Genomic DNA, 22,295 nt, shown 5'->3' with positions numbered 1-22,295 from the left:
AGGCGACCTGAACCGGCGCAGGACGGCCGGGTCAGTTTGAGTGTCGGCGTAAGGATTCAAGGCAATGAATGCAGAAGCGCTTCCCGGTTTTGGTATCGAAGAGGAATACCTGCTGGTAGACCTGCGTACGCGCAACGTGCCCGCACAAGCGCCTCCCGGTCTGGTCGCGGCGTGCCGCAATGCACTCGGCACCTGCCTGGCGGATGAGATGTTCGAGTGCCAGCTGGAACTGGTCTCCCCCATCCTCCATGACCTCGCTGAAGCACGCGCCTGCCTGACGAACCAGCGTGCGCGCCTGGCGAACGTGGTCGCAGGGTTTGGCATGGGGCTGGTTTCAGCCGGCAGTCATCCTTTCGCCGACGGCCTGGCCACGCGCCGAAATGCGTCGCCACGCTACCAGTGCCTGTTCGACGATTACCGGATGATCGCTCGCAGCAGCCTGCTCTGCGGCCTTCATGTGCACGTGGGCGTGCCCGACGGACATGACCGCATCCTGCTGCTGCGGTACCTGCTGCATTGGCTCCCGCTGTTGCTCGCCCTCAGCGCGTCTTCGCCACTCTGGCTGGGCCAACCCACCGGCAGCATGAGCTATCGCCGGGTAATCTGCGGGCAGTGGCCGCGAATGGACCTGCCGGATGATTTCGCCGATGAAGCCGAGTACCGGGCGCATGTCAGCTGGCTGCACGGTATCGGCGCCATTCGCACTGACAACGATGTCTGGTGGTTCATTCGCCCTTCCGCCCGCTTCCCCACCCTGGAACTGCGTATCGCCGACGCCTGCCCACGGCTGGAGGATTCGCTGTGCATTGCCGGGCTGTTCCGCAGCATGGTTAGCCACGCCCGGGAAAGCGCCCCTCTCCCGGCGCCGAGCGCCTTGCAACGACAGGTGGTCACGGAGAATTACTGGCGGGCGCGCATGCACGGCATCCATGGCCGTTTTCTCGACGAAACCGGTCGCGAAACCCTGGATTGCGCAGCCTGGCTGGCCGTCGCGGAGGATCGCTTTGGCGAGGCGGCACGGTGCCTCGGTGACGAAGGCGCGTTCATCCAGGCACGTCGCATCCTGCAAGCGGGATGCAGCGCCGATCGCCAGCTGGAGCAGTACCAGCGCGCCCTGGAGCAATATTCATCGAAGCCTCGTGCATTGCTCGCCGTGGTCGACGGTCTGTTGGCCGAGTTCGCCGAGGGCTTGCCGGCCGAACGGAAAATAACCTGAACCCGAGAACGCGCAGGAGCATCCCAATTGTACGGATGACCTACATTTTCAAGGGTGAAGCACCATGATTTCCCTACCTGACCTGGACATTGGCGAACCGTCCCCCCGCATCCTTACTGAAGTTGCCCCCGAATCCGGTGCCTTCTGCGCCTTGGCGCTCGCCGCTGGCGAAGTCGGCATGCAAGCCGCGGAAATCGCCTTGCAGAAAAGCCCCTCCGCCGATGTGCGCGCCTTCGCCATGGTCGCCATGGTGGAGCAATGCCGGGTCAGCGGTGCCCTGCAGTCCCTGGCCGGGCGCAAATGCCCGCAATTCCTCTGTGAGTCAGGCGCAGGCGCGGAGCTGGCCGAGTTGCAAAGTATCGAACCCGAACGCTTCGATGCCGCCTTCGCTACCAGCCAGGTCGCCGCCAACGAGGCGGTAGTGGCCTTGCTGGATTCGGCCGAGGATATCGATGACCTGGAACTGCAGGATTTCGCCCGCACCGCGCTGCCGGTCTTCGTGCACCGTCTGCAACAGGCCCAGGCCCTGGTGGCTGCCCACCCGCTTAGCTGACCGTCTCGTGCCAGGTGTAGCACATTCAGCATGACGTTCTTCCTGTGGATGCTGGTACTGGGCGGCATCCTGCTCATCGTGGGTCTCGCTTCCGCCTATGTCCGGCTCCTGCCGATCTTCACCTCCGCCATCTACCTGCTGTTCGGCCTGTTCATAGGCCCGGCGGGCCTCGGTCTGTGGAGGCAGGACCTGCTCACCGTCGGCCCCTGGCTGGAACACCTGGTGGAAGTGACGGTGCTGATCTCGCTGTTCCTCTCCGGACTCAGGCTACGCCTGCCCTTTCGCGCACCCGAATGGCGGCCGGCTGGGTTGCTGGCCGGGCCAGTACTGGTCGCAACCATCCTCGGCCTTGCCGTGTTCCTGCACTTCGCGCTGGATCTCAGTCCCGGACTCTCCCTGCTGCTGGCCGCCATTCTCCCCCCACTGACCCGGTGCTGGTCACCCTGCTCGGTGCCCTGCTCTACGCCCATTGGCGCTGGGAGGTGGTGATCGTCGCCATCGGTCTTTTCCTGGTGGTACGCCCCGCCGCCGTCATGCTGTTTATCCATGCGCCACGGATTCCGACGCCGCAGCGCCTGCTTATCGGCTGGTTCGGCATACGCGGCATAGGCAGTCTCTTCTACCTCTGCTTCGTCCTCAATGAAGGCCCCGCCGGGCTGGAACGGCGCCTGCTCAGCGACATGGTGCTCAGCGTGGTGGCCATGAGCATCCTGATTCACGGGGTGACCGTGCAGCCCCTGCTCCGTTATCACAAGGAATAGCTGCGCCTCGCCATTCGCGAATCAGCCTGAACCTTATGGAGGGCCTTGCCTCTCCTCAATCAGGAGGCCCGCCGTGACTGATGCTCTCGACGACTACAAGCGCAAGCGCGACTTCGATGCCACCCCGGAACCGGCCGGCCAGCCGCGCCGTGCGCGGGGGAAACGCAAAGCGCCCGCCGGTGCGCTGCAGTACTGCATCCAGAAGCATGACGCCACGCGCCTGCACTACGACTTCCGCCTGGAACTGGAAGGCACACTCAAGAGCTGGGCCGTGCCCAAGGGCCCCAGCCTGGACCCGCAGGCGAAGCGCCTCGCGATCCATGTCGAGGACCACCCACTGGATTACGCCGACTTCGAAGGTCATATCCCGGAAGGCCATTACGGTGCCGGCGACGTCATCGTGTGGGACCGGGGCATCTGGATTCCCCAGGACGACCCCGTCGCCAGTTATGCCAAGGGCAAGCTGAAGTTCGAACTGCGTGGCGAAAAACTCAGCGGTAGCTGGAACCTGGTGCGAACCCACATGCCGGGCAAGCAGGAGCAATGGTTCCTCATCAAGCACCGCGACGACGCGGCCCGTCCCGAGAGTGAGCTGGACATCACCGAAGCGCGTCCGGAGAGCGTCCTCAGCGAACGAACCCTGCTACCCAAGGAGAAAGGCAAGAAGGCACCCAGGCAGCCGCGCAAGGCGGCCGCAAGCAAACCGCCACGGGGAAAAGCCCTGGCAGGGAGCGTTGCGGCGTCACTACCCGAAACCATCAAGCCCCAGCTGGCCACCCTCGTAGACGGGCCGCCGGCCGGGGACTGGCGTTATGAAGTCAAGTTCGACGGCTACCGGCTGCTTGCCCGTATCAAGGATGGCGAGGTGCAGTTGCTCACCCGCAATGGCAAGGACTGGACTTCCAAGCTGCCACGCCAGGCCAAGGCCCTGGCGGGTTTGGCGCTGGACAGCGCGTGGCTGGATGGCGAGGCGATCGTCACCGACGAGGACGGCGCGCCGGACTTCCAGGCCTTGCAGAACGCCTTCGAGACGGCACGCAGCGAGGCCATCCTCTACTACGTCTTCGACTTGCTCTACCTCGACGGCAAGGACCTGCGCGGCGTACCCCTGGAACAACGGCGAGCAGTCCTGGAGAAGCTGCTGAAGAACAACGAGGATTCGCCGCTGCGCTATTCGGCCGATCTCGCCGAGGACCCCGAGTCCCTGTTGGAAAGCGCCTGCCGGATGAAACTGGAAGGACTGATCGGCAAGCGCGCGGGGAGCTTGTATGAATCCCGTCGCAGCCCGGACTGGATCAAGCTCAAGTGCAAGCAGCGCCAGGAATTCGTGATCGTCGGCCATACCGAACCCAAGGGCAGCCGCAGCCACTTCGGCGCACTGCTCCTGGCGCTGCACGATGAGGACAGCGGCGAGCTGCACTATGCCGGCAAGGTGGGCACTGGTTTCGATCAGGCAAGCCTTGCGCGGGTGCAGGCCCGGATGAAGCCCCTGGAAGTGAAGAAATCTCCCCTCGCCCATCCACCTACCGGTAGCGAGGTCCGGGGTGTTCACTGGCTGAAACCCGAGCTGCTGGCCGAAGTCGCCTTTGCCGAGATGACCCGCGAGGGGCTCGTGCGCCACGCGGTGTTCCATGGGCTGCGCAGCGACAAACCGGCCAGCGCGATTACCCGCGAGAAAGCCAGCCATATGGAACCCACGAAACCTGGCGGCAAAGCGAGGCCAGCGAAGCAACCCGCCCGAGAGACGGCTGGGAAGTTCCGCATCACCCATCCCGAGCGGATCATCGACGCCAGCATCGGCGCCACCAAGCTCGAACTCGCCGGGTACTACGCGGACATCGCCGAATGGCTGCTGCCCGAACTGCGGGACCGGCCCGTCGCCCTGGTGCGAGCACCCGACGGCATCGCGGGCGAGCACTTCTTCCAGAAGAGCGGTGAAAATCTCGGCATCGACGCCCTGGAAGTGCTGGAGAAATCTCGCGCAGGCCAGCCCGCCATGATCATCAACAGCATCGAGGCGCTGGTCGGCGCAGTGCAGATGGGCACGGTCGAGCTGCATACCTGGAACGCCACCAGTACCGACCTCGCCCATCCGGACCGCTTCATCCTTGATCTCGACCCGGACCCAGCGCTGCCGTGGAAAGCCATGGTCGAGGCGACCCAACTGGTACTTACCGTGCTGGATGAACTGGGACTCCGGGCGTTCCTCAAGACCAGCGGCGGCAAGGGCATGCACCTGGTGGTCCCGCTGAAACCCAAGGAAGATTGGGACCAGGTGAAGGCCTTCAGCCACGCCATTGCCACCCACATGGCTCGACACTTGCCGCAACGGTTCTCGGCCAAGTCCGGCCCGAAGAACCGCGTGGGCAAGATCTTCATCGACTACCTGCGTAACGGTCTGGGCGCGACGACTGTCGCCGCCTATTCGGCGCGGGCGCGCGAAGGGCTACCGGTTTCCGTGCCGGTGTTCTTCGAAGAGCTCGGTGGACTCAAGGGCGCCCATGACTGGACCATCCGCAACCTGCGCAAGCGTCTGGACGAAGCCGGCGAATCGCCCTGGGCGGACTTCGAGGCGAACCGCCAGACCATTACCAAAGCCATGCGCAAGCGGCTGGGGATGGTCTGAGCGGGTCAGGCTGGCCGAACGCCCTTCGGGCCAGCCTTCGGCTGTTCGCGAGCAAGCTCGCTCCTACCTATTCGGCTTCACGAGCGTGCAGAGCCATCAGGAATGCACGCACCAGCTCACTGCTTCCGGCGGCATGCCGATGCAATCGACCGCGTGGATCAGCCCGGCTGCGAGGGCGTCCTCCGCATTGAGAATCTTCGGTGACGCCGTCAGGCATTCCAGCACATTGATCGGAGTGGCGGCCCCACGGGTGCGCTCGTCGACGATGCTGGAGTAGAGCAGCAGGTCATAGTCGAGGCTCATCGCATATTCGGAAATGCGCGCGTGGTCGACCGCACCATTCAAGGTCCAGTGGAAGGGATGCAGGAGAAACTTGCTGTAATGGCAGGCCGTCCGGTACTCGCCGGCGAGGAAGATGATGTTTCCCATGGATTCGACCGTGCCGAGGTTGTGCGTCTTGACCGGCACTGGCAGCCCGATGAGGAAGTTGTACAGGGAGAAGCCATAGCTGCACTCCCCACCCATGGTCGCGATCTTGATGATCAGTTCGTCAGCGCCTTGCTGGATCGCCTGGGTACATTTGTCGATCAACTGGCCACAGGTGTACGAGTTGATCGGTGCCGTGAAATGCACGATATGAGTTTTCACGTCGCTCTCCTTGGCGGACCGCCTCCCGCGACTTCCCACCGCCACCGCGGGGATGGCGCAACGCCGGTCATTCGGCGGCGCAGTATCCTTGCATCACGTCCGCCATGCTCTGGTACTCCTGGTCCGGCAGGCTTTCCAATGCCTCCATCACCTTCGGGGGAACCCCCTGTTGCCGAGCGCACTCGATCATCCGCGCCCGGCCAGCGGGAAAGTGCATGCCCTTGAGAAAGGACGCCAAGTTGGTCGGGGGCTTCCTGGGCATATGCACCTCCTCAGATGGCGAGCAAGCGAAAGCGCGCTCGTTGGCATATGACTCCCCGGCCGTAGCGGCTACCGATCCTGGCAAAACGGGAAAGATGACCATGTGGCTGACACTCTCACTGAGTAACAATCACAGCCGGTGGTTTCATGTTTTTCCCAGTAATGGACGAACGGCCGCGTTATTCAAGCTCCGGGCGGGCGCTGATAGCGCCCTCAATTCGCAGCAACGTAGGATGGGTTGAGCTTGCGAAACCCATGCTGTTCGTTGAAGCCCATGGGTACATCCTGTAGGAGCGAGCTTGCTCGCGAAAAAAAAAGATCCCGCTCGGGCTGTTCGCGAGCAAGCTCGCTCCTACATGTTCGGCGTTGAGCCCGACGGCCAAGCCTGAAGGTCGCCTTCCAGATGCACCAGCCCGCGCTCCAGGGCCTGCGGCCCGTTCAGCTTGCGGTCCAGCAACGCCAGCAGTGCGCCCTCCCCGACTATTACCGCGTTCTCGCCTGGGGCTGGAGCGGACGTGTGCGGGGTAAGCCGCCAATGGCCATCGCGCAGCTCGAACCGTGTCCACAGTCCCGGCTCCACCAGCAACAGGCTGAAGTCTTCGCCGCTCGGCGGCAGCAGGCTGGCAACGCGATCCAGGGCCTTGAGGGCACGACGCATGCCGAAGCCGCCGGGCAGCGGCAAGGGCTTGGCGATCAGCTTGTCCTGATAGGCCTTGTTGACGGCAAGTGCCACCCCCAGCGACGCCGGGTGCGCCAGGCTCAGGTCCATTGCCATACCGTCATAACCGCAGGCCAGGCTGGCCGGGGCGACGCTGCATAGCAGCGCCGCCAGACCGATTGTCGCGAACCTCATGGCGTGACGATGTTGAACCAGAAGTTGAACGTGTCGAGCAGCCCCATGAACTCGCCAAAGGCCTGCTGGCGACCGTCGAACTTCAGTTCACCGGAGGCCACTTTCTGCTCCAGGGTCGCCTTGCCGAGCTGGATGTCTTCCAGGGTGCCCTTGCGCATGGTCAGGCCGACATCAGCCTTGTCGCTGGCCTTGGGCTCGTAGGTGAGTACACCGTTCTCCACGGTCAGGGCGTAGTGCTTGCCGAGGTCGGTGAAGTTGAAATTGAGTACCAGCTTCTTGCCCGCGGCGCGCTCGCCGTTCAGGCGTACGGCCAGGTAGTCGAAGAGCATTTCCGGGGTCATGGCCTGGATCACGTCCGGGCTGGCCGTGACGGTGTTGCCCAGGGTCGGCACGCCGTTGCGCAGTTCGTAGGCTCCCTGCAGGTAGACGGAGCGCCAGGGACCGGACTCGGCCTGGTAGCCCATCTGTTCGAAGGCATCGGCCAGCAAGTTCTTGGCGTCTGTATTGTCCGGTTCGGCGAACACGACCTGCTTCGCCGCCTCAGCCACCCAGCGGTACTCGCCCTTGGCGAAGTCGGCCCTGGCCTTCTTCAGCACCTCGGCCGAGCCGCCCATGTATTCGACGTACTTCTTCGCTGCCGGCTGCGGCGGCAGCTTGTCGAGGTTCACCGGGTTGCCGTCGTACCAGCCCATGTAGCGCTGATAGACCGCCTTGGAGTTGTGCTTGAGGGTGCCGTAGTAGCCACGTCCCGGCCAGAAGGATTCCAATTCCGGCGGCAGCTTGATCGCCTCGGCAATCTCTTCACTGGTCATGCCCTGGTTCATCATGCGCACGGTCTGGTCATGGATGTACTTGTAGATGGCGCGCTGCTTCTTCAGGTAGTCGTCGATCTGCGCGTTGCCCCAGACCGGCCAGTGGTGACTCTGGAACTTCACTTCAGCCTGATCGCCGTAGAGATCGATGGCTTCGCCGATGTATTTGGACCATTGCAGGGCATCGCGAACCTGGGCGCCGCGCAGGGTCACGATGTTGTGCATGGTGTTGGTGGTGTTCTCGGCCATCCACAGCGCCTTGAACTGCGGGAACCAGGTGTGCATTTCCACCGGAGCCTCGGTGCCCGGGGTCATCTGGAACACCATGCGGACGCCGTCGATGGTCACTTCCTGGCCGGTCTTCGAGACGAACTCGGTGGGCTGGATCAGGCTGGTGGTACCGGCCGAAACGGTCTGGCCGAGCCCTGCATTCACGCCGCCCTGAGCATTGCGCGGCAACAGCGCGCCGAACATGTACACCGCACGGCGGGCCATGGCGTTGCCGGCGATGACGTTTTCGCTGACCGCATGTTCAGAAAAACCGTCGGGCGCGACGATCCGCACCTTGCCGGCCTTCACGTCGGCCTCGTCGACTATCCCGCGCACCCCGCCGAAGTGGTCGATGTGGGAATGGCTGTAGACCACCCCGACCACGGGCTTCTTGCCCAGGTGCTCAGTGACCAGGTCGAGGGCGGCTTTCGCGGTTTCCTTGCTCAGCAGCGGGTCGAATACGATCCAGCCGGTGTCGCCCTGGATGAAGGTGATGTTGGAGACGTCATAGCCACGCACCTGGTAGATGCGGTCGGCCACCTTGAACAGGCCGTACTGCACGTTCAACTGGGCATTGCGCCAGAGGCTGGGGTTGACGGTGTCAGGTGCCGGGGTGTCCAGCGCGATGAATTTCTTGTAACTCTCCAGGTCCCAGACCACCTTGCCGCTGGCGTCCTTGATGGTCAGCGTCTCGGGCTTGGCGATGAACCCGCGCTCGGCATTGGCGAAGTCCTCGCGGTCGGCGAAGGGCAACTTGTCCAGCACAGCCTGGTTGACGGCACGCGTCGTTTCGGTGGCCGGTTTGGCGGGTACCGGAGCGGCCTGGGCAATTGCGCTGGCCAGCAGGGTGAAGCAAAGGCCTGCGGCCGCGAGACGTTGCAGGGGTCGGTGCATGAAATGCTTCCTCGTTGTTGTTATTGGGGACACGCGATCCATTCCGCCGCGCGCTCGGCGATCATGATGGTGGGTGCGTTGGTGTTGCCGCCGACCAGGGTCGGCATGATCGAAGCGTCCACGACCCGAAGGCCCTGGATGCCTTGCACACGCAACTGGCTATCCACCACCGCGTGCTCGTCGTTACCCATGCGGCAGGTGCCCACGGGGTGATAAATGGAGTCGGTGCGGCGGCGCAGCAACTCGATCAGTTGCTCGTCGCTGTGCAGGCCGTCGCTGAACTTGTCCCTGAGGCCGAAACGCGCCATGGGCGCCTGGGCAACGATCTCGCGGGCCATGCGATAGCCCTTGAGCAGGGTCTGCACGTCATCGTCGTCGCCGAGAAAATTCGGATCGATGCGCGGCGGGGCTGCCGGGTCGGCCGACTGCAGGCCGACGCTACCGATGCTCTTGGGCCGCAGCACGCAGACATGGCAGCTGAAGCCGTGGCCCCAGTGCATCTTGCGGTTGTGGTCGTCCAGCAGGCTCACCACCGAGTGCAGCTGGATGTCCGGCCGGATCAGGTCCTCGCGCGTCTTGAGGAAGCCACCGCCCTCGGCGAAGTTGCTGGCCAGCGGACCGCGCCTGCGCGCGAGGTACTGGGCCAGGGCCGAACCCATCTTCAGGCTGCCACCCAGGGAATAGCCCATCAGGGAGTTGTCAGTGCTCTGGTAGCCGAGAACCACGTCGGGGTGATCCTGCAGGTTCTGGCCCACGCCCGGCATTTCGTGTTGTACGGCAATGCCCAGGGGCTTGAGTTCGGATTCCGGGCCGATGCCCGAGAGCATCAGCAGCTGCGGACTGCCGAACGCACCGGCGCTGAGCAGCACCTCCCGGCGGGCCTTCAGCGACAGTGGGCTGCCTTTGAGGCGGACCTGTACGCCAGTTGCCTGCTTGCCCTTCAACAGGATGCGCTCGGCATGGGCGCCGGTCAGTACGGTGAGATTGCTGCGCTGGTCGCGGATGGGTTTGAGGAAGGCCGTAGCGGTGCTCCAGCGGCGGCCATCGCGGATGGTCACGTCGTACTGGCCGATGCCTTCCTGCTCGGCGCCATTGAAGTCGGCGTTGTAGCGATGCCCGGCTTTCTGCCCGGATTCGATGAAGGCCCGGGTGGCGGCATGGGCCTCGACCTGGCCGACGTAGAGCTCACCCTCCCCGCCATGGAAATCGCTCGCGCCGCGATGGTGCAGCTGGCTCTTGCGGAAGTACGGCAGCACCTCGGCAAAGGACCAGCCGGCATTGCCGAGGGCGGCCCATTCGTCGTAGTCGCTGTGATGACCACGGATGTAGATCATGCCGTTGATGGAGCTGCTGCCGCCGAGCACCTTGCCCCGTGGCTGGTAGCCACGACGATTGCCCAGGCCCGGCTGCGGCACGGTATCGAATGCCCAGTTGACGTGGCGGGTGGGCAGGATGGCGGCAACGCCGGCCGGCGCATGGATCAGCGGCGACCAGTCACGTGGGCCGGCTTCGAGCAAGCACACGGAAACGCTGGGGTCGGCACTCAGACGATTGGCCAGCACGCAGCCGGCCGAGCCGGCACCGACGATGATGTAGTCGAATTCCATGGTTTGCTCCGAAGTGGGGAGTAGCCATTGGATTTTTCGACGCTTCGGTCAGATAAGGATTGATCTTTCATGACAGTTAATTGATCTTTGGCGACATGGAGCCCTTCATCAGAACCACCTCGTTCGGCGGCTTTCGCGAACTCGTCAGCCAGCTCGGGCATGATCCTGCCCTCCTCCTCTCGCGTTTCCGCATCCGTCCGGAACTGCTCGACGACGAGGATGCCCGGGTGCCCTTCCGATCCCTCATCGACCTGCTGGAGTACTCGGCCGAGACGCTGGACTGCCCTGACTTCGGCCTGCGCATGGCCGAATACCAGAGCCTCGTCGTACTCGGTCCGATTGCGCTGATTGCCCGCAACGCCGTGACGGTTGGCCATGCCCTGGGGGAGATCATTCGTTTCATCGGCTACCACAGCTCCGGAATCCACCTCGACCTGGACCGCAGCGAGCCGGAGCCGCGCCTGGTCATCGAGCTGCGCATGCGCGGCCCGCAGCGGCAAATGGTGGAACTGGCCATGGGCGTTGCGCACAGCACCATGAAGCTGCTTTGCGGACCGACCTTCAGCGCCCGGGCGGTGCAGCTCTCCGGCAGCAGTTCACTGCCGCTGGCACGCTACCGTCGTTACTTCGGTTGCGAGGCCTATCTCGGCCAACCCTGCAATGCACTGGTGGTGACCGAGCGTCAGCTGGCCCAGCGCATCGAGAAGCATGACCCGGCGCTGCACCGCGCCCTCGTGCAGTACCTCAGCCAGGTGCATCTGCTGGGTTCATCGGACCTGCTGGAACACGTCCGCCGACTGGTGCTTCGCTTGCTGCCAACCCAGCAGTGCCGCCTTCCCCTGGTGGCCGAGCAACTCGGCCTGCATGAGCGCACGCTGCAACGGCAACTGGCCGAACTGGATTGCCGCTTCGAGGACCTGGTGGAGGAGATCCGTCGGGAACGCGCCGACTTCTACCTGACGGAGCGCGACATTCCCCTGTCGCAGGTCGCCGGCATGCTCGGTTACAGCGAACAGAGCGTGTTCAACCGTGCCTGCCGCCGCTGGTTCGACGTGACACCCAGCGCTCGTCGACGCGAGCTTTTAGCCCAACGGCGCACAACCGCTTAAAAGATTTCTTGAACTTTTCAGGAGCACTGCAAGTTGTATCAATAAAGATACAGCTAGCAAAAAAGGCTCCTATTCCACGCGTGCCCAACATATAAAACGCAGCTTGATACTGAAGCGACCGGAGAGTCGCTTGAATAATGGCGCCAAAAGAACTTATAACACTTGCTGCCAATAATATTTCCATGGCGCCGCCGCCCCAGCAATCATCCACTAAAACCATGGAATCCCTCGCTTTTTGGGGTGCTCCCGTTCCTTTCTTACGGCACTAGAGCCGATAGCGATTTGTTTTAAGAACAACGACACGCGGCCTGAACTTTGCCGCTCTCACGTCACTCACACATCTATAATTCGACCCGCCCTCACCCTAAGGAGGAAATGCCTTACGCGTTCACCAGAAGAGCGATATCAAGAGCAATGAGTAATATGGCGGAGGCTCGTTTCTCGACCGCTGTTACTTACCTCACTGATTAGCCTGAAAACATTGTGCGCATGAACTTTTAGAGAAGTGCGCCGGCTAGGCTTTGGTTTGAACTTTGTTCGGCGCGAGATGCTTGATTTTAATGACAAGTAGAACAAGGAGAAGAGGAAATGCGACTGAGCATTTTTGGACTCGGGTATGTAGGGGCGGTATGTGCCGGCTGTTTGGCATCACGGGGCCATCAAGTAATAGGTGTAGATGTTTCTTCCGCAAAAGTGGAGCTGATCAACGAGGGAAAGTCACCCATCGTCGAACCGGGGCTGCAAGAGCTTCTGCAACAGGGCACCCAGAACGGTAATTTGCGCGGCACCGTCGACGTATTCGAAGCAATTTCCTCCAGCGACGTCTCCCTCATCTGCGTTGGCACGCCCAGCAAGAAGAATGGCGATCTGTCGCTCAATTACATCGAAGGCGTCTGCCGCGAGATCGGTTTCGCCATCCGCGACAAGGCCGAGTTCCACACGATAGTGGTGCGCAGCACCGTGCTGCCCGGAACGGTCAGGAATGTGGTCATCCCGATCATCGAGGATTGCTCCGGCAAGCAGGCCGGCGTTGATTTCGGTATTGCGGTCAATCCCGAGTTCCTCCGTGAAAGCACTGCGATCCAGGATTACAACTTCCCCCCGATGACGGTGATCGGCGAGCTGGACCGCCATTCCGGCGACGTGCTGGAGTCCCTCTACAAGGAGCTCGACGCGCCCATCGTGCGCAAGAGCATCGATGTCGCGGAGCTGATCAAGTACACCTGCAACGTGTGGCACGCGACCAAGGTCACCTTTGCCAACGAGATCGGCAACATCGCCAAGGCGGTGGGTGTCGACGGCCGTGAAGTGATGGACGTGGTCTGCCGGGACCAGCGACTCAACCTTTCCAGGTACTACATGCGTCCGGGCTTCGCCTTCGGCGGCTCCTGCCTGCCCAAGGACGTGCGCGCCCTCTCCTACCGCGCTGGGCAGCTGGACGTCGAGTCGCCACTCATCGGCGCACTGATGCACAGCAATGGCGTGCAGGTGCGGCATGCCTTCGATCTGATCGCCGCACACGACAAGCGCAAGGTCGCCCTGCTCGGCCTGAGTTTCAAGGCGGGCACCGACGACCTGCGCGAGAGCCCATTGGTGGAGCTCGCCGAAATGTTGATTGGCAAGGGCTTCGACTTGCGCATCTACGACGCCAATGTCGAGTACGCACGGGTCCACGGCGCGAACAAGGACTACATCGAGTCGAAGATTCCCCATGTGTCCTCATTGCTCGACAGCGACCTGGATCGGGTCATCGAGCACGCACAGATCATCGTGCTCGGCAATGGCGACGAACGCTTCCGCAGACTTGCCCAGGACGTTCCCGAGGGCAAGAACATCGTCGATCTGGTGGGCTTCATGGAGCACACCAGCAACGAGAGCAGCGAAGGCATCTGTTGGTGATGACATGACGGGGCGGTGCACGCAGCTGGCCATGCCTGTGCACCGCCCCGTCGAGGAATTCGGATCTGCTGGCAGCGCCGAGGTGGACCGCAACACCCGGTGCCGTGCCTGCAGATCGTAGTCGACCGGTTGAACAGTGCGGAGGCCAGAACCCGTAGGCGACGCGACCGTTCGCCTTGTCTGAACCCGCTCATGGACACGGACAAATGGAGAGGCTTACACAGGGTTTCATCAATACCGCAGGCTGGCTGTTTTACCTCAGCCTTCTAATGGGGCTTGCCCTGGCCGTTCCGCAAACCCTGTTCGACCCCCTTTCCCGGGACTTCGTCCTGCTGCTCGGGGCTGTCGGCATCTGGCGTTACTCCATGGGTTTCGTGCATTTCGTGCGCGGAACCTTGTTCCTCTACGTTTTCTTTCCGCGCTACCGGCACCAGGCGAAACGGCTCATGGCCAACGACAGCCCGCCACATGTGTGCGTGCTGGTCACCAGTTTCCGCATCGATGCCCTTACCACCGCCCAGGTCTACCGCTCCGTCATAGAGGAAGCCATCGCCTATGGCCACCCGACGACGCTGATCTGTTCCATCGTCGAACTGTCGGATGAGATGCTGATTCGCAGCCTCTGGACTCACTACGCGCCGCCGAGCACCGTCAACCTGCACTTCGTGCGTATCGCCGGCACCGGAAAGCGTGATGGCCTGGCCAATGGCTTCCGCGCCATTTCCCGGCACCTGCCGGACGATGAGGCGGTGGTGATGGTGGTGGACGGTGACAGCGTCCTCGAACCCGGCGTATTCGCCAAGACCGTGCCGTACTTCCGCCTGTTCCCCAAGGTCGGTGGGCTCACCACCAATGAATTCTGCGAGGTCCGCGGCGGCTACTTCATGAGCCAGTGGCACAAGCTGCGCTTCGCCCAGCGCCACCTCAACATGTGCTCGATGGCCCTGTCCCGGCGCGTGCTGACCATGACCGGGCGGATGTCGGCGTTCCGCGCTTCCGTGGTGACCAATCCCGAGTTCATCGCCGATGTCGAGAATGATCATCTCGAACACTGGCGCCTGGGACGCTTCCGCTTCCTCACCGGCGACGACAAGTCCAGCTGGTTCAGCCTGATGCGGCTGGGCTACGAGACCTTCTATGTGCCGGATGCCGCCATCAACACGGTTGAGCACCCGCCGGAAAAAAGCTTCTTCAAGTCCACCCGCAAACTGATGTTCCGCTGGTACGGCAACAACCTGCGGCAGAACTCGCGGGCGATGGCGCTCGGCCCACGAAAACTCGGCTGGTTCGCCAGTGTCGTGCTGCTCGATCAGCGCATTTCGATGTGGACCTGCCTGCTCGGCCTGACGGTGGCGATCATCGCCAGCCTCAAGTACAGCATCGTCTACCTGCTGATCTACCTGCTCTGGATCGGCATGACGCGACTCATCCTGGCCGTTCTGCTGTCGGTCACCGGCCATCACATCGGCCCTGCCTACCCCCTGCTCCTTTATTACAACCAGGTGGTCGGCGCGGTCGTGAAGATCTACGTGTTCTTCCACCTCGACCGCCAGTCCTGGACGCGCCAGCAAACCACGCTGAACCGCGATCTGGGGAGCTTCCAGAACTGGTTCAACACCTGGTCATCACGGTCCATGACCTTTTCGGCCGCCAGTCTGTTCGTCGCCACCCTGCTGCTGGTGGTTTGAACCATCCCATGGGATAGGAAGACCTTAATGAACACAGCCCTCAACGTCGTACATGAATCGGAAATCCAGCGACAGCATGCCCGGGTGCGCATACCCGCGAGGATTCGCTTCGCTTTCAGGAATCGCCCGAAGGAAGAGCATGCCCTGCTGGAGCTTTCCGCGGGCGGATTCAGCTTCTTGCCGACGAAACCGACACTGAAGGTCGGTGATCACCAGCACGGAATGCTGGTGTTCAGCATCGACAACCTGGGCCTTACCATGCCGGTGGAGTTCCAGGTGCGCTCCATTGCCGCCGACAGCGGCCGGGTCGGCTGCCAGTTCCACAACCTCGACCCACGGGACATCACTACCCTGCGTCACCTGATCACCGCCCACCTGTCCGGGGAGTTGGTGAGCGTCGGCGAGATATTGACCACCCTGCAGCGCAACAATTTCAGCCCGGCCCGCGGCGACAAGGGCCGCAAGAGCCTGGGCATGCTCGGGCGGACGAAGGCGCTGATCCTCAGCCTGGCCGTGCTAACCATCGGTGTGGCGGCGTTCGGCTTCATCGGCAAGTCCCTTTACGAGCTGTACTTCATCACCCATGCCCTCTCCGCCAAGGTCAGCGTGCCCAGCGTCCAGGTGACCATGCCGCGCGAGGGTGTGGTGCAGAGCCTGATCGGCGAGAACCAGATGGTGAGCAAAGGGGCGCCCATCGCCACCTTCAACACCTCGATGCTGGAACTGCTCAAGGGCCAGTTGAACAACAATGTCCAGCCGGCGCGTATCGAAGAGCTGTTGCGCCAAACGATGAAGGGAACACTGACCAGCCCCTGCAACTGCACCCTCGTACGCCAACTGGTGGCTGACGGGCAGTACGCCAGCAAGGGGGATGTGGTCTTCGAACTCGCGCCGCGCGGCAGTGTCGCCAGCGTCGAGGCGCTCTTCCCCTACGCCAAGCTGAATTCGGTCGCACCCGGCAGCCGCATCAGTTTCACGGTGGCCGGGGAAGCGCAGCCGCGTACCGGCCGAGTGACCAGCAGCAACCTGAACCCTACCCGTGGCAATGACCTCACCGCCGACATCCGTGTACGCATCGAGCCTGACGAGCCGCTGGACAACGGCCTCGTCGGCAGGCCGGTGGAAGTGAGTGCCAGCCGTGGTCCCTCATTCGCCTGGTTGATGGACGAAGTTCGCTCCTCCAGGCTCGTTGGAGAACTCAGCCGTGACTAGTTCACACGCAATCTGGCTGCTACTCGGCGCCCTCAGTCTGGCCGGCTGCACCGGGCTTCCCGACCAACGCCTGGCCCAGGAGGCGATGGCACGGGGAGATACCGGCACTGCCCTGCAGAACTATCAGCAGCTCGCCGATCTCGGCTATGTCGACGCCCAGGTCGGGCTCGCCGACATCCAGCTGCAATCCGGCGACCCGGCGCAACTGCGTGCCGCCGAGGCCACCTATCGGCAGGCCGCCGCCAATTCGCCCCGTGCCGCTGCGCGACTGGGGCGCTTGCTGGCCAGCAAGCCAGGTTCCACGGAAGCCGAACAGCGCGAGGCCGAAACCCTGCTGAAGGACGCCATGGCCGCGGGCGAGCGCAATACCGTGCTGCCGCTGACAGTGCTCTACGTCCAGCATCCGCAGACCTTCCCCGAGGTCAACATGCAGCAGCAGATCAGCCAGTGGCGCGCCGATGGCCAGCCACAGGCGGAAATGGCACAGGTCCTGCTTTACCGGGCACAGGGGACCTACGACCAGCACCTGGATGATATCGAACGTATCTGCGAGGCCAACTTGGCGGTCGAGGATGCCTGCTACGTGGAACTGGCAACGGTTTACCAGAAGCGCGGGCAGCCGGAGAAACAGAAGGCACTGATCGCCAGGCTGCAAGCGGCATACCGCAGCGGCCAGGTTCCGCCCCAACGGCTCGACGCGGTCGCGCGGGTGATGACCGACCCAACGCTCGGCCCGCCGGACATGGAATCGGCCAAGGCCTTGCTCGAACCCATCGCGCCGACCTACCCCGAAGCCTGGGTGAGCCTGGCCCGGTTGATGTACGAGGCTCCGGAAGCCGCCGATGTCGATCAGATGCTGGATTACCTCGAACGCGGTCGCGCAGCGGGCTCGCCGCGCGCCGAACTGCTGCTCGGCAAGCTCTATTACGAGGGCAAGCTGGTGCCGCAGGACGCAGCCAAGGCCGAGCAGCACCTGCTCAAGGCCGCTCCCAGCGAACCCAGCGCCGACTATTACCTTGGCCAGATCTACCGGCGCGGCTTCCTCGGTGAGGTCGAACCGGACAAGGCGCTGGATCACCTGCTTCGCGCCGCCCGCAGCGGGCATGCCAACGCCGATTACGCGCTGGCGCAGATGTTCAGCCAGGGCCGTGGCGTGCAGACCGACCTGGTCAACGCCTATGTCTTCAGCCAGCTCGCGGTGCAGGCCGGCAGGGCCGAGGCGCCAGAATTAGCGGCCCAGGTGGGGCAGCAGCTTTCACCGATCCAGAGAACTGACGCACAGAAGAAACTGCAAGAAGAACAGCAGTTTCGGGGCGCTGGCACTATGCTACGAGCTGCTGCAGATGGGGAGATGTACTGACAGCCAGGCGGCCGTCGGGAGTTTCTCCGACCTTCGTCCCTACTGGAACAGACCATGAAACTAGAAAAATGGATTCGCGTTGGCCTGGCACTTCCGCTGATTCACGGCGCATCAGCGTGGGCGGAAGCACCCGAAAAACCATTTGGAGTCGATATTAAGGTCACCGCCCAGTCGGAAGACGACCGGGATCTGGGAACCCGCAACGGCGGCGATGTCAGCGGCATCGGTATCGACGTTCGACCCTGGCTGTTCTTCCAGCGGGGCGACTGGAGCGCCTACGCCATGGCCCAGGCGGTCGCGGCTACCGACACCATCGAAACGGACACCCTGCAGAGCACCGACCTCGAGGAAGACACCGGTGGCGGCAACAACGACCGCCAGGCCGACGACAGCTACCTGGCCATGCGCGAGTTCTGGATCGGCTATGGCGGCCTTACCGCCTACCCCGGCGAGGAAATGCGTTTCGGCCGCCAGCGCCTGCGCAATGACGACAGCCTCTGGCGCGATACCAACATCGAGGCCCTGAACTGGACCTTCGATACCACCCTGCTCCGCGCGCACCTGGGCCTGGCTGAGCGCTTCTCCGAGTACCGCACCGATATCGACGAGCTGGCGCCGGAAGACGAAGACCGCCTGCACATCTACGGCGACATCGCCACGCAATGGACGCCGGGCCACTGGGTGGGCCTCAACGTCCACCACAGCCGTGACGACGGCGACCTGCCGAGCCCCGGCGAAGTCGTCGACGACCTGGACAAGGACACCACCGGCGACCTGACCTGGGTCGGCCTGCAAGCCAATAGCGATGCCTTCAACTGGCGTAACGAGAATGCGATCAACTACTGGGCCAGCCTGATCTGGCTGGATGGCGACCGCGACCAGTTGCTGACCACCGCCGGTCCCGGCGGCCAGCCCATCGCCAGCGGCAAGCAGAGCGCCGACGTCAGCGCCTGGGGCACCGACCTCGGCGTGCGTTTCCGCCTCGATCCGAACTGGCAGGCCGGCGTTGCCTATGCACTCGGCAGTGGCGGCGGTGATGACGGCGACGAGAACTTCCAGCAGACCGGTCTGGAAAGCAACCGCAACAGCTTCACCGGCACGCGTTCGCGGGTGCACCGCTTCGGCGAGGCGTTCCGTGGTGAGCTGAGCAACCTGCAGGTCGCAACCCTGTTCGGTTCCTGGCAGCTGCGCGACGAGTACGACGCGAGCCTGGTCTACCACCGCTTCTGGCGTGACGATGGCGACCAGCCGGTGGGTGACAGCGGCATCAACGCGGCGCTGACCTCGGACGACAAGGACATCGGCCAGGAGGTCGACCTGGTGCTGACCAAGTACTTCAAGGAAGGCCTGTTGCCGGAATCCATGAGCCAGGCGATCGACGAACCCTCGGCGCTGGTGCGTTTCCGTGGCGGTCTGTTCTTCGCGGGCGATGCCTACGATGGCAGCAACGTCGATTCCAGCATGCACAGGGCCTTCGTGGATGTGATCTGGCGCTTCTGATGGGAGGGTGATGAATGAACAGCCGGTGGCGCGATATCTGCTCCCTGGCCTTACCCCTGCTGGTCGGCTCACTTCTGACCAGCATCGTGATGGCCGCGTCACCGAGCTCTTCCCCCACGAAGAAGACCGCCGCGGCCGCCCCACCGGCCCGAACCTACACCGTCACCAGTTCGCCCGCGGAGCGGCTGACGCTCAGCGCGCCCAAGCTTCCTGACCTTTCCGGTTACACCGCCAGCGCTGTCCAGGACAAGATCAAGCGCGACAAGCCTGGGCGAATTGGCGTGCGCCGCATGCTCCGGCAGCCCGTCCTCAAGCAGTTCGTCGGTGGCAACAACCGCCTCGCCGAATGGGTCCGGCGCCAGGGCGGCATGCCCCAGGCGATCTTCATCGAAGGCGGTTACGTCGACCTGGCGACCCTGGCCAAGAAACTCCCCAAGCAGTATTTCCGCGCCACCGGAGAAGACACCTACCTCGCGCGCCTGCCCATAGTCGTGTCGCGCGGCGCCACCCTGCACATCAACGGTACGACCCTGCGCCTGTCCCAGGACCGCGGCGCATTCCTGGTCAACGACGGCAAACTGTTTGTGACCGACAGCACCCTCATCGGCTGGAATGAAAAGGCCAACGCTGCATCGGTGTTTCGCAAGGACAAGGAGTTCCGCCCGTTCGTGCTGTCCTGGGGCGGTACCGAGACCTACATCGTCAAGAGCCGCTTCAGCAACCTGGGCTACAACGGCGATAAATCCTATGGCCTGAGCATTTCCCAGTACACGCCCTCGATGCGCAAGCGCATGGGCCGCACCGCGCCGAGCGCCTGGCTGCTGGACTCGGAATTCAGCGACATGTGGTACGGCTTCTATTGCTTCGAAGCCGACGACGTCGTGATCAAGGGCAACACCTACCGCGACAACCTGGCCTACGGCATCGACCCGCACGACCGCTCCCATCGCCTGATCATTGCCCACAACAGCATCTCTGGCACTCGCAAGAAACACGGGCTGATCACCTCCCGGGAGGTCAACGACAGCTGGATCTTCAACAACCAGATCTTCGACAACAAGGTCTCCGGCATCGTCCTCGACCGCGACAGCACCAACAACGTCCTGGCGTACAACGAGGTGTTTCAGAATCAGGCTGACGGCATAACCCTCTACGAGAGCTCGAACAACCTCCTGTGGGGCAACAAGGTGGTCGGCAATACGCGCCACGGTATCCGTCTGCGCAACAGCGTGAACATCCGCCTGTACGAGAACCTCGTCCTCGGCAATGGCCTGAGCGGCGTGTACGGGCATATCAGGGATCTCACCGACCAGCACCGCGACCTCAAGCTCGACCCTTACGAAACCAAGGTGTCGTTGGTCGTGGTCGGCGGCCAGCTTGCCGGTAACGGCAGCGGCCCGTTGGCGGTGGATACGCCGCTGTCCCTGGAGCTGTACCGGGTGGACATGTCGATACCGGGCAAGACTTCGGGCATCACCTTCAGCGGCATTCTCGGCGAACGCCAGGAAGAAATCCTCGACCTGCTGGTGCGCCAGCAGAAAGCCGTCCGGATCGACCTGGTAGACAGTGGGACCAAACTTCAACCCTGAGGTTGAGCACCATGAACGCAAGCCAATCGATGCACCTGCCACTGGCGCTTCTGCTGCTCGCCACAGCCGGCACGGTTCAGGCCGAGGGCCCGGTCTACCAAGCAGCGCCCTGCTGCAGCCTCTGCCCGGCGGCGCACGACGCCAGCCGCTACACCACCAACTACCAGAAGAACTTCGTCACCCTGGTGGAAGCCCAGGGCGACTGGCTGTTCCGCACCCGCGAAGACCTGCGTACCGAGTTCCAGACCACATCCACCGGCTACCGGCGCCTGCAGCAGCTGCACGATGCCTTCCAGCGCAAGGGCATCGAACTGGTTCTGGTCTATCAACCGACCCGTGGCCTGATCAATCGCAACAAGCTCGACCCGGCGGAGATGGCCAGCTTCAACTACCAGCGCGCGCTGACCAACTACCGCGCCATGCTCGGCCGCTTCCGAGAAATGGGCTACAACGTCCCCGACCTTTCTGTGCTGGCCAATGAGCAGGAAGAGCATGCCTTCTTCTTCCGCGGCGACCAGCACTGGACGCCCTATGGCGCACAGCGCACCGCCAAGCTGGTGGCCGAGACGGTGAAGCAGATGCCCGCCTACAAGGGCATTCCCAAGCGGGAATTCGCCAGCAAGGTGGTCGGGCGCATGGGCAAGAAAGGCACGCTGCACAACGTCGCCTCCCAGCTCTGCGGGGGCAGTTATGCCATCGAGTACATGGACCAGTTCGCCACTGAACCCAAGGACGCAAGCGACGGTGAAGCGCTGTTCAGCGAGGCCGGCGATCCGCAGATCTACCTGATCGGTACCAGCCAGAGCGCCCAGAACTACAACTTCGGCGGTTTCCTCTCCGAGTACCTGAGCGCCGACATCTACAACGCCGCCGTACCGGGCGGCGGCTTCGAAGGCGCCCTGCTGCAATTGCTGGGCAGCAAGGAGTTCCGCGAAAACCCGCCGAAAATCATCATCTGGGAATTCTCCCCGCTCTACCGTCTCGACCAGGAAAGTACCTATCGGCAACTGTTCGCGATGCTCGACAACGGCTGCGTCGGCAAGCCGGCTGTGCTCTCGGCGAAGACCAAGCTGCGGCCGGGCACCAACGAGGTCCTGGTCAATGGCGGCGGTGGCCTGAAGAACGTGCGCAATGCGCAGTATCAGGTGGATGTGCGCTACGCCGATCCCACGGTGAAAACCATGCAAGCGACGCTCTGGCACCTCAACGGCCGGCGCGAAACCCTCAAGCTCGACAAGCCGAAGACCATCGACACCGATGGCCGCTTCGCCTTCGAGCTGCGCACCGATTCGGACTGGGCCGACATGATCCTGCTGTCCCTGGAGCTGCAGGGCCCGCCGGCAGGCAGCCCGCCCCAGGATGTAGAAGTGAAGGTCTGCCAGCGCAACCGCAATGCCGGTCCGGCCCAACACACCGCCCAGACCGAGCCGTGAGGAC

General features: G+C 63.1%; 16 protein-coding genes and 1 pseudogene. 12 read left to right on the top strand and 5 right to left on the bottom strand.

The window, feature by feature from the left end:
• The first annotated feature begins 64 nt into the window (after nucleotides 1-64).
• The 4 genes and pseudogenes from E8E95_RS12810 to ligD all read left to right on the top strand — a co-directional run bounded on the left by E8E95_RS12810 (nucleotide 65) and on the right by ligD (nucleotide 5,156).
• Nucleotides 65-1,216 carry a carboxylate-amine ligase gene (locus E8E95_RS12810; protein WP_280350644.1) on the top strand — a complete coding sequence of 384 codons (1,152 nt, stop codon included), beginning with the start codon at nucleotides 65-67 and terminating at the stop codon, nucleotides 1,214-1,216.
• Between the two features lie 64 nt (nucleotides 1,217-1,280).
• Entirely contained in the window at nucleotides 1,281-1,769 is a 489-nt protein-coding gene (locus E8E95_RS12805) for a DUF4142 domain-containing protein (protein ID WP_280350642.1), read from the top strand.
• Between the two features lie 30 nt (nucleotides 1,770-1,799).
• A pseudogene (locus E8E95_RS12800) lies at nucleotides 1,800-2,530 on the top strand (cation:proton antiporter).
• A 73-nt stretch (nucleotides 2,531-2,603) separates the two neighbouring features.
• Nucleotides 2,604-5,156, top strand: coding sequence for a DNA ligase D (gene ligD, locus E8E95_RS12795; protein WP_280350640.1), 2,553 nt, complete (start codon nucleotides 2,604-2,606; stop codon nucleotides 5,154-5,156).
• A 96-nt stretch (nucleotides 5,157-5,252) separates the two neighbouring features.
• On the opposite strand, the gene E8E95_RS12790 is transcribed toward ligD, so the two are convergent.
• From E8E95_RS12790 to E8E95_RS12770, 5 genes are all read right to left on the bottom strand, one after another.
• A complete protein-coding gene (locus E8E95_RS12790; protein WP_280350638.1) occupies nucleotides 5,253-5,804 on the bottom strand; it encodes an ATP-dependent Clp protease proteolytic subunit in 552 nt (183 codons plus the stop codon).
• A gap of 67 nt (nucleotides 5,805-5,871) precedes the next feature.
• On the bottom strand, nucleotides 5,872-6,066 hold the full coding sequence (locus E8E95_RS12785; protein WP_280350636.1) for a DUF2795 domain-containing protein: 195 nt from the start codon (nucleotides 6,064-6,066) through the stop codon (nucleotides 5,872-5,874).
• 351 nt (nucleotides 6,067-6,417) lie between these two features.
• Nucleotides 6,418-6,918 (bottom strand): hypothetical protein, encoded by a 501-nt coding sequence (locus E8E95_RS12780; RefSeq protein WP_280350635.1) that lies wholly within the window; start codon nucleotides 6,916-6,918, stop codon nucleotides 6,418-6,420.
• Nucleotides 6,915-8,894 (bottom strand): alkyl sulfatase dimerization domain-containing protein, encoded by a 1,980-nt coding sequence (locus E8E95_RS12775; protein ID WP_280350633.1) that lies wholly within the window; start codon nucleotides 8,892-8,894, stop codon nucleotides 6,915-6,917. Before E8E95_RS12775 ends, E8E95_RS12780 begins: the two co-directional genes overlap by 4 nt.
• Before the next feature lie 20 nt (nucleotides 8,895-8,914).
• A complete protein-coding gene (locus E8E95_RS12770; RefSeq protein ID WP_280350631.1) occupies nucleotides 8,915-10,501 on the bottom strand; it encodes a choline dehydrogenase in 1,587 nt (528 codons plus the stop codon).
• Between the two features lie 95 nt (nucleotides 10,502-10,596).
• Here E8E95_RS12770 and E8E95_RS12765 point away from each other — a divergent pair, with 95 nt between their 5' ends.
• The 8 genes from E8E95_RS12765 to E8E95_RS12730 all read left to right on the top strand — a co-directional run bounded on the left by E8E95_RS12765 (nucleotide 10,597) and on the right by E8E95_RS12730 (nucleotide 22,291).
• On the top strand, nucleotides 10,597-11,610 hold the full coding sequence (locus E8E95_RS12765) for an AraC family transcriptional regulator (RefSeq protein ID WP_280350629.1): 1,014 nt from the start codon (nucleotides 10,597-10,599) through the stop codon (nucleotides 11,608-11,610).
• 588 nt (nucleotides 11,611-12,198) lie between these two features.
• Nucleotides 12,199-13,509, top strand: coding sequence for a UDP-glucose/GDP-mannose dehydrogenase family protein (locus E8E95_RS12760; protein ID WP_280350627.1), 1,311 nt, complete (start codon nucleotides 12,199-12,201; stop codon nucleotides 13,507-13,509).
• A 206-nt stretch (nucleotides 13,510-13,715) separates the two neighbouring features.
• On the top strand, nucleotides 13,716-15,197 hold the full coding sequence (locus E8E95_RS12755; protein ID WP_280350625.1) for a glycosyltransferase family 2 protein: 1,482 nt from the start codon (nucleotides 13,716-13,718) through the stop codon (nucleotides 15,195-15,197).
• Between the two features lie 27 nt (nucleotides 15,198-15,224).
• Entirely contained in the window at nucleotides 15,225-16,409 is a 1,185-nt protein-coding gene (locus E8E95_RS12750; protein ID WP_280350623.1) for an HlyD family efflux transporter periplasmic adaptor subunit, read from the top strand.
• Nucleotides 16,402-17,769 carry an alginate biosynthesis TPR repeat lipoprotein AlgK gene (gene algK, locus E8E95_RS12745; protein ID WP_280350621.1) on the top strand — a complete coding sequence of 456 codons (1,368 nt, stop codon included), beginning with the start codon at nucleotides 16,402-16,404 and terminating at the stop codon, nucleotides 17,767-17,769. The genes E8E95_RS12750 and algK overlap by 8 nt, the downstream gene beginning before the upstream one ends.
• A gap of 54 nt (nucleotides 17,770-17,823) precedes the next feature.
• The gene (locus E8E95_RS12740; protein WP_280350619.1) at nucleotides 17,824-19,269 is read left to right on the top strand and encodes an alginate export family protein; all 1,446 of its coding nucleotides are present in this window, start codon (nucleotides 17,824-17,826) and stop codon (nucleotides 19,267-19,269) included.
• A 14-nt stretch (nucleotides 19,270-19,283) separates the two neighbouring features.
• A complete protein-coding gene (gene algG, locus E8E95_RS12735; protein ID WP_280350617.1) occupies nucleotides 19,284-20,858 on the top strand; it encodes a mannuronan 5-epimerase AlgG in 1,575 nt (524 codons plus the stop codon).
• Between the two features lie 11 nt (nucleotides 20,859-20,869).
• The gene (locus E8E95_RS12730) at nucleotides 20,870-22,291 is read left to right on the top strand and encodes an alginate O-acetyltransferase (protein WP_280350615.1); all 1,422 of its coding nucleotides are present in this window, start codon (nucleotides 20,870-20,872) and stop codon (nucleotides 22,289-22,291) included.
• The last annotated feature ends 4 nt before the right edge of the window (nucleotides 22,292-22,295 follow it).

The organism is Pseudomonas sp. BN414 (assembly GCF_029871275.1).
GTDB lineage: Bacteria > Pseudomonadota > Gammaproteobacteria > Pseudomonadales > Pseudomonadaceae > Metapseudomonas > Metapseudomonas resinovorans_C.
Note: the sequence above shows the minus strand (reverse complement) of the source record. Positions and strands in the feature narration are given on the sequence as shown.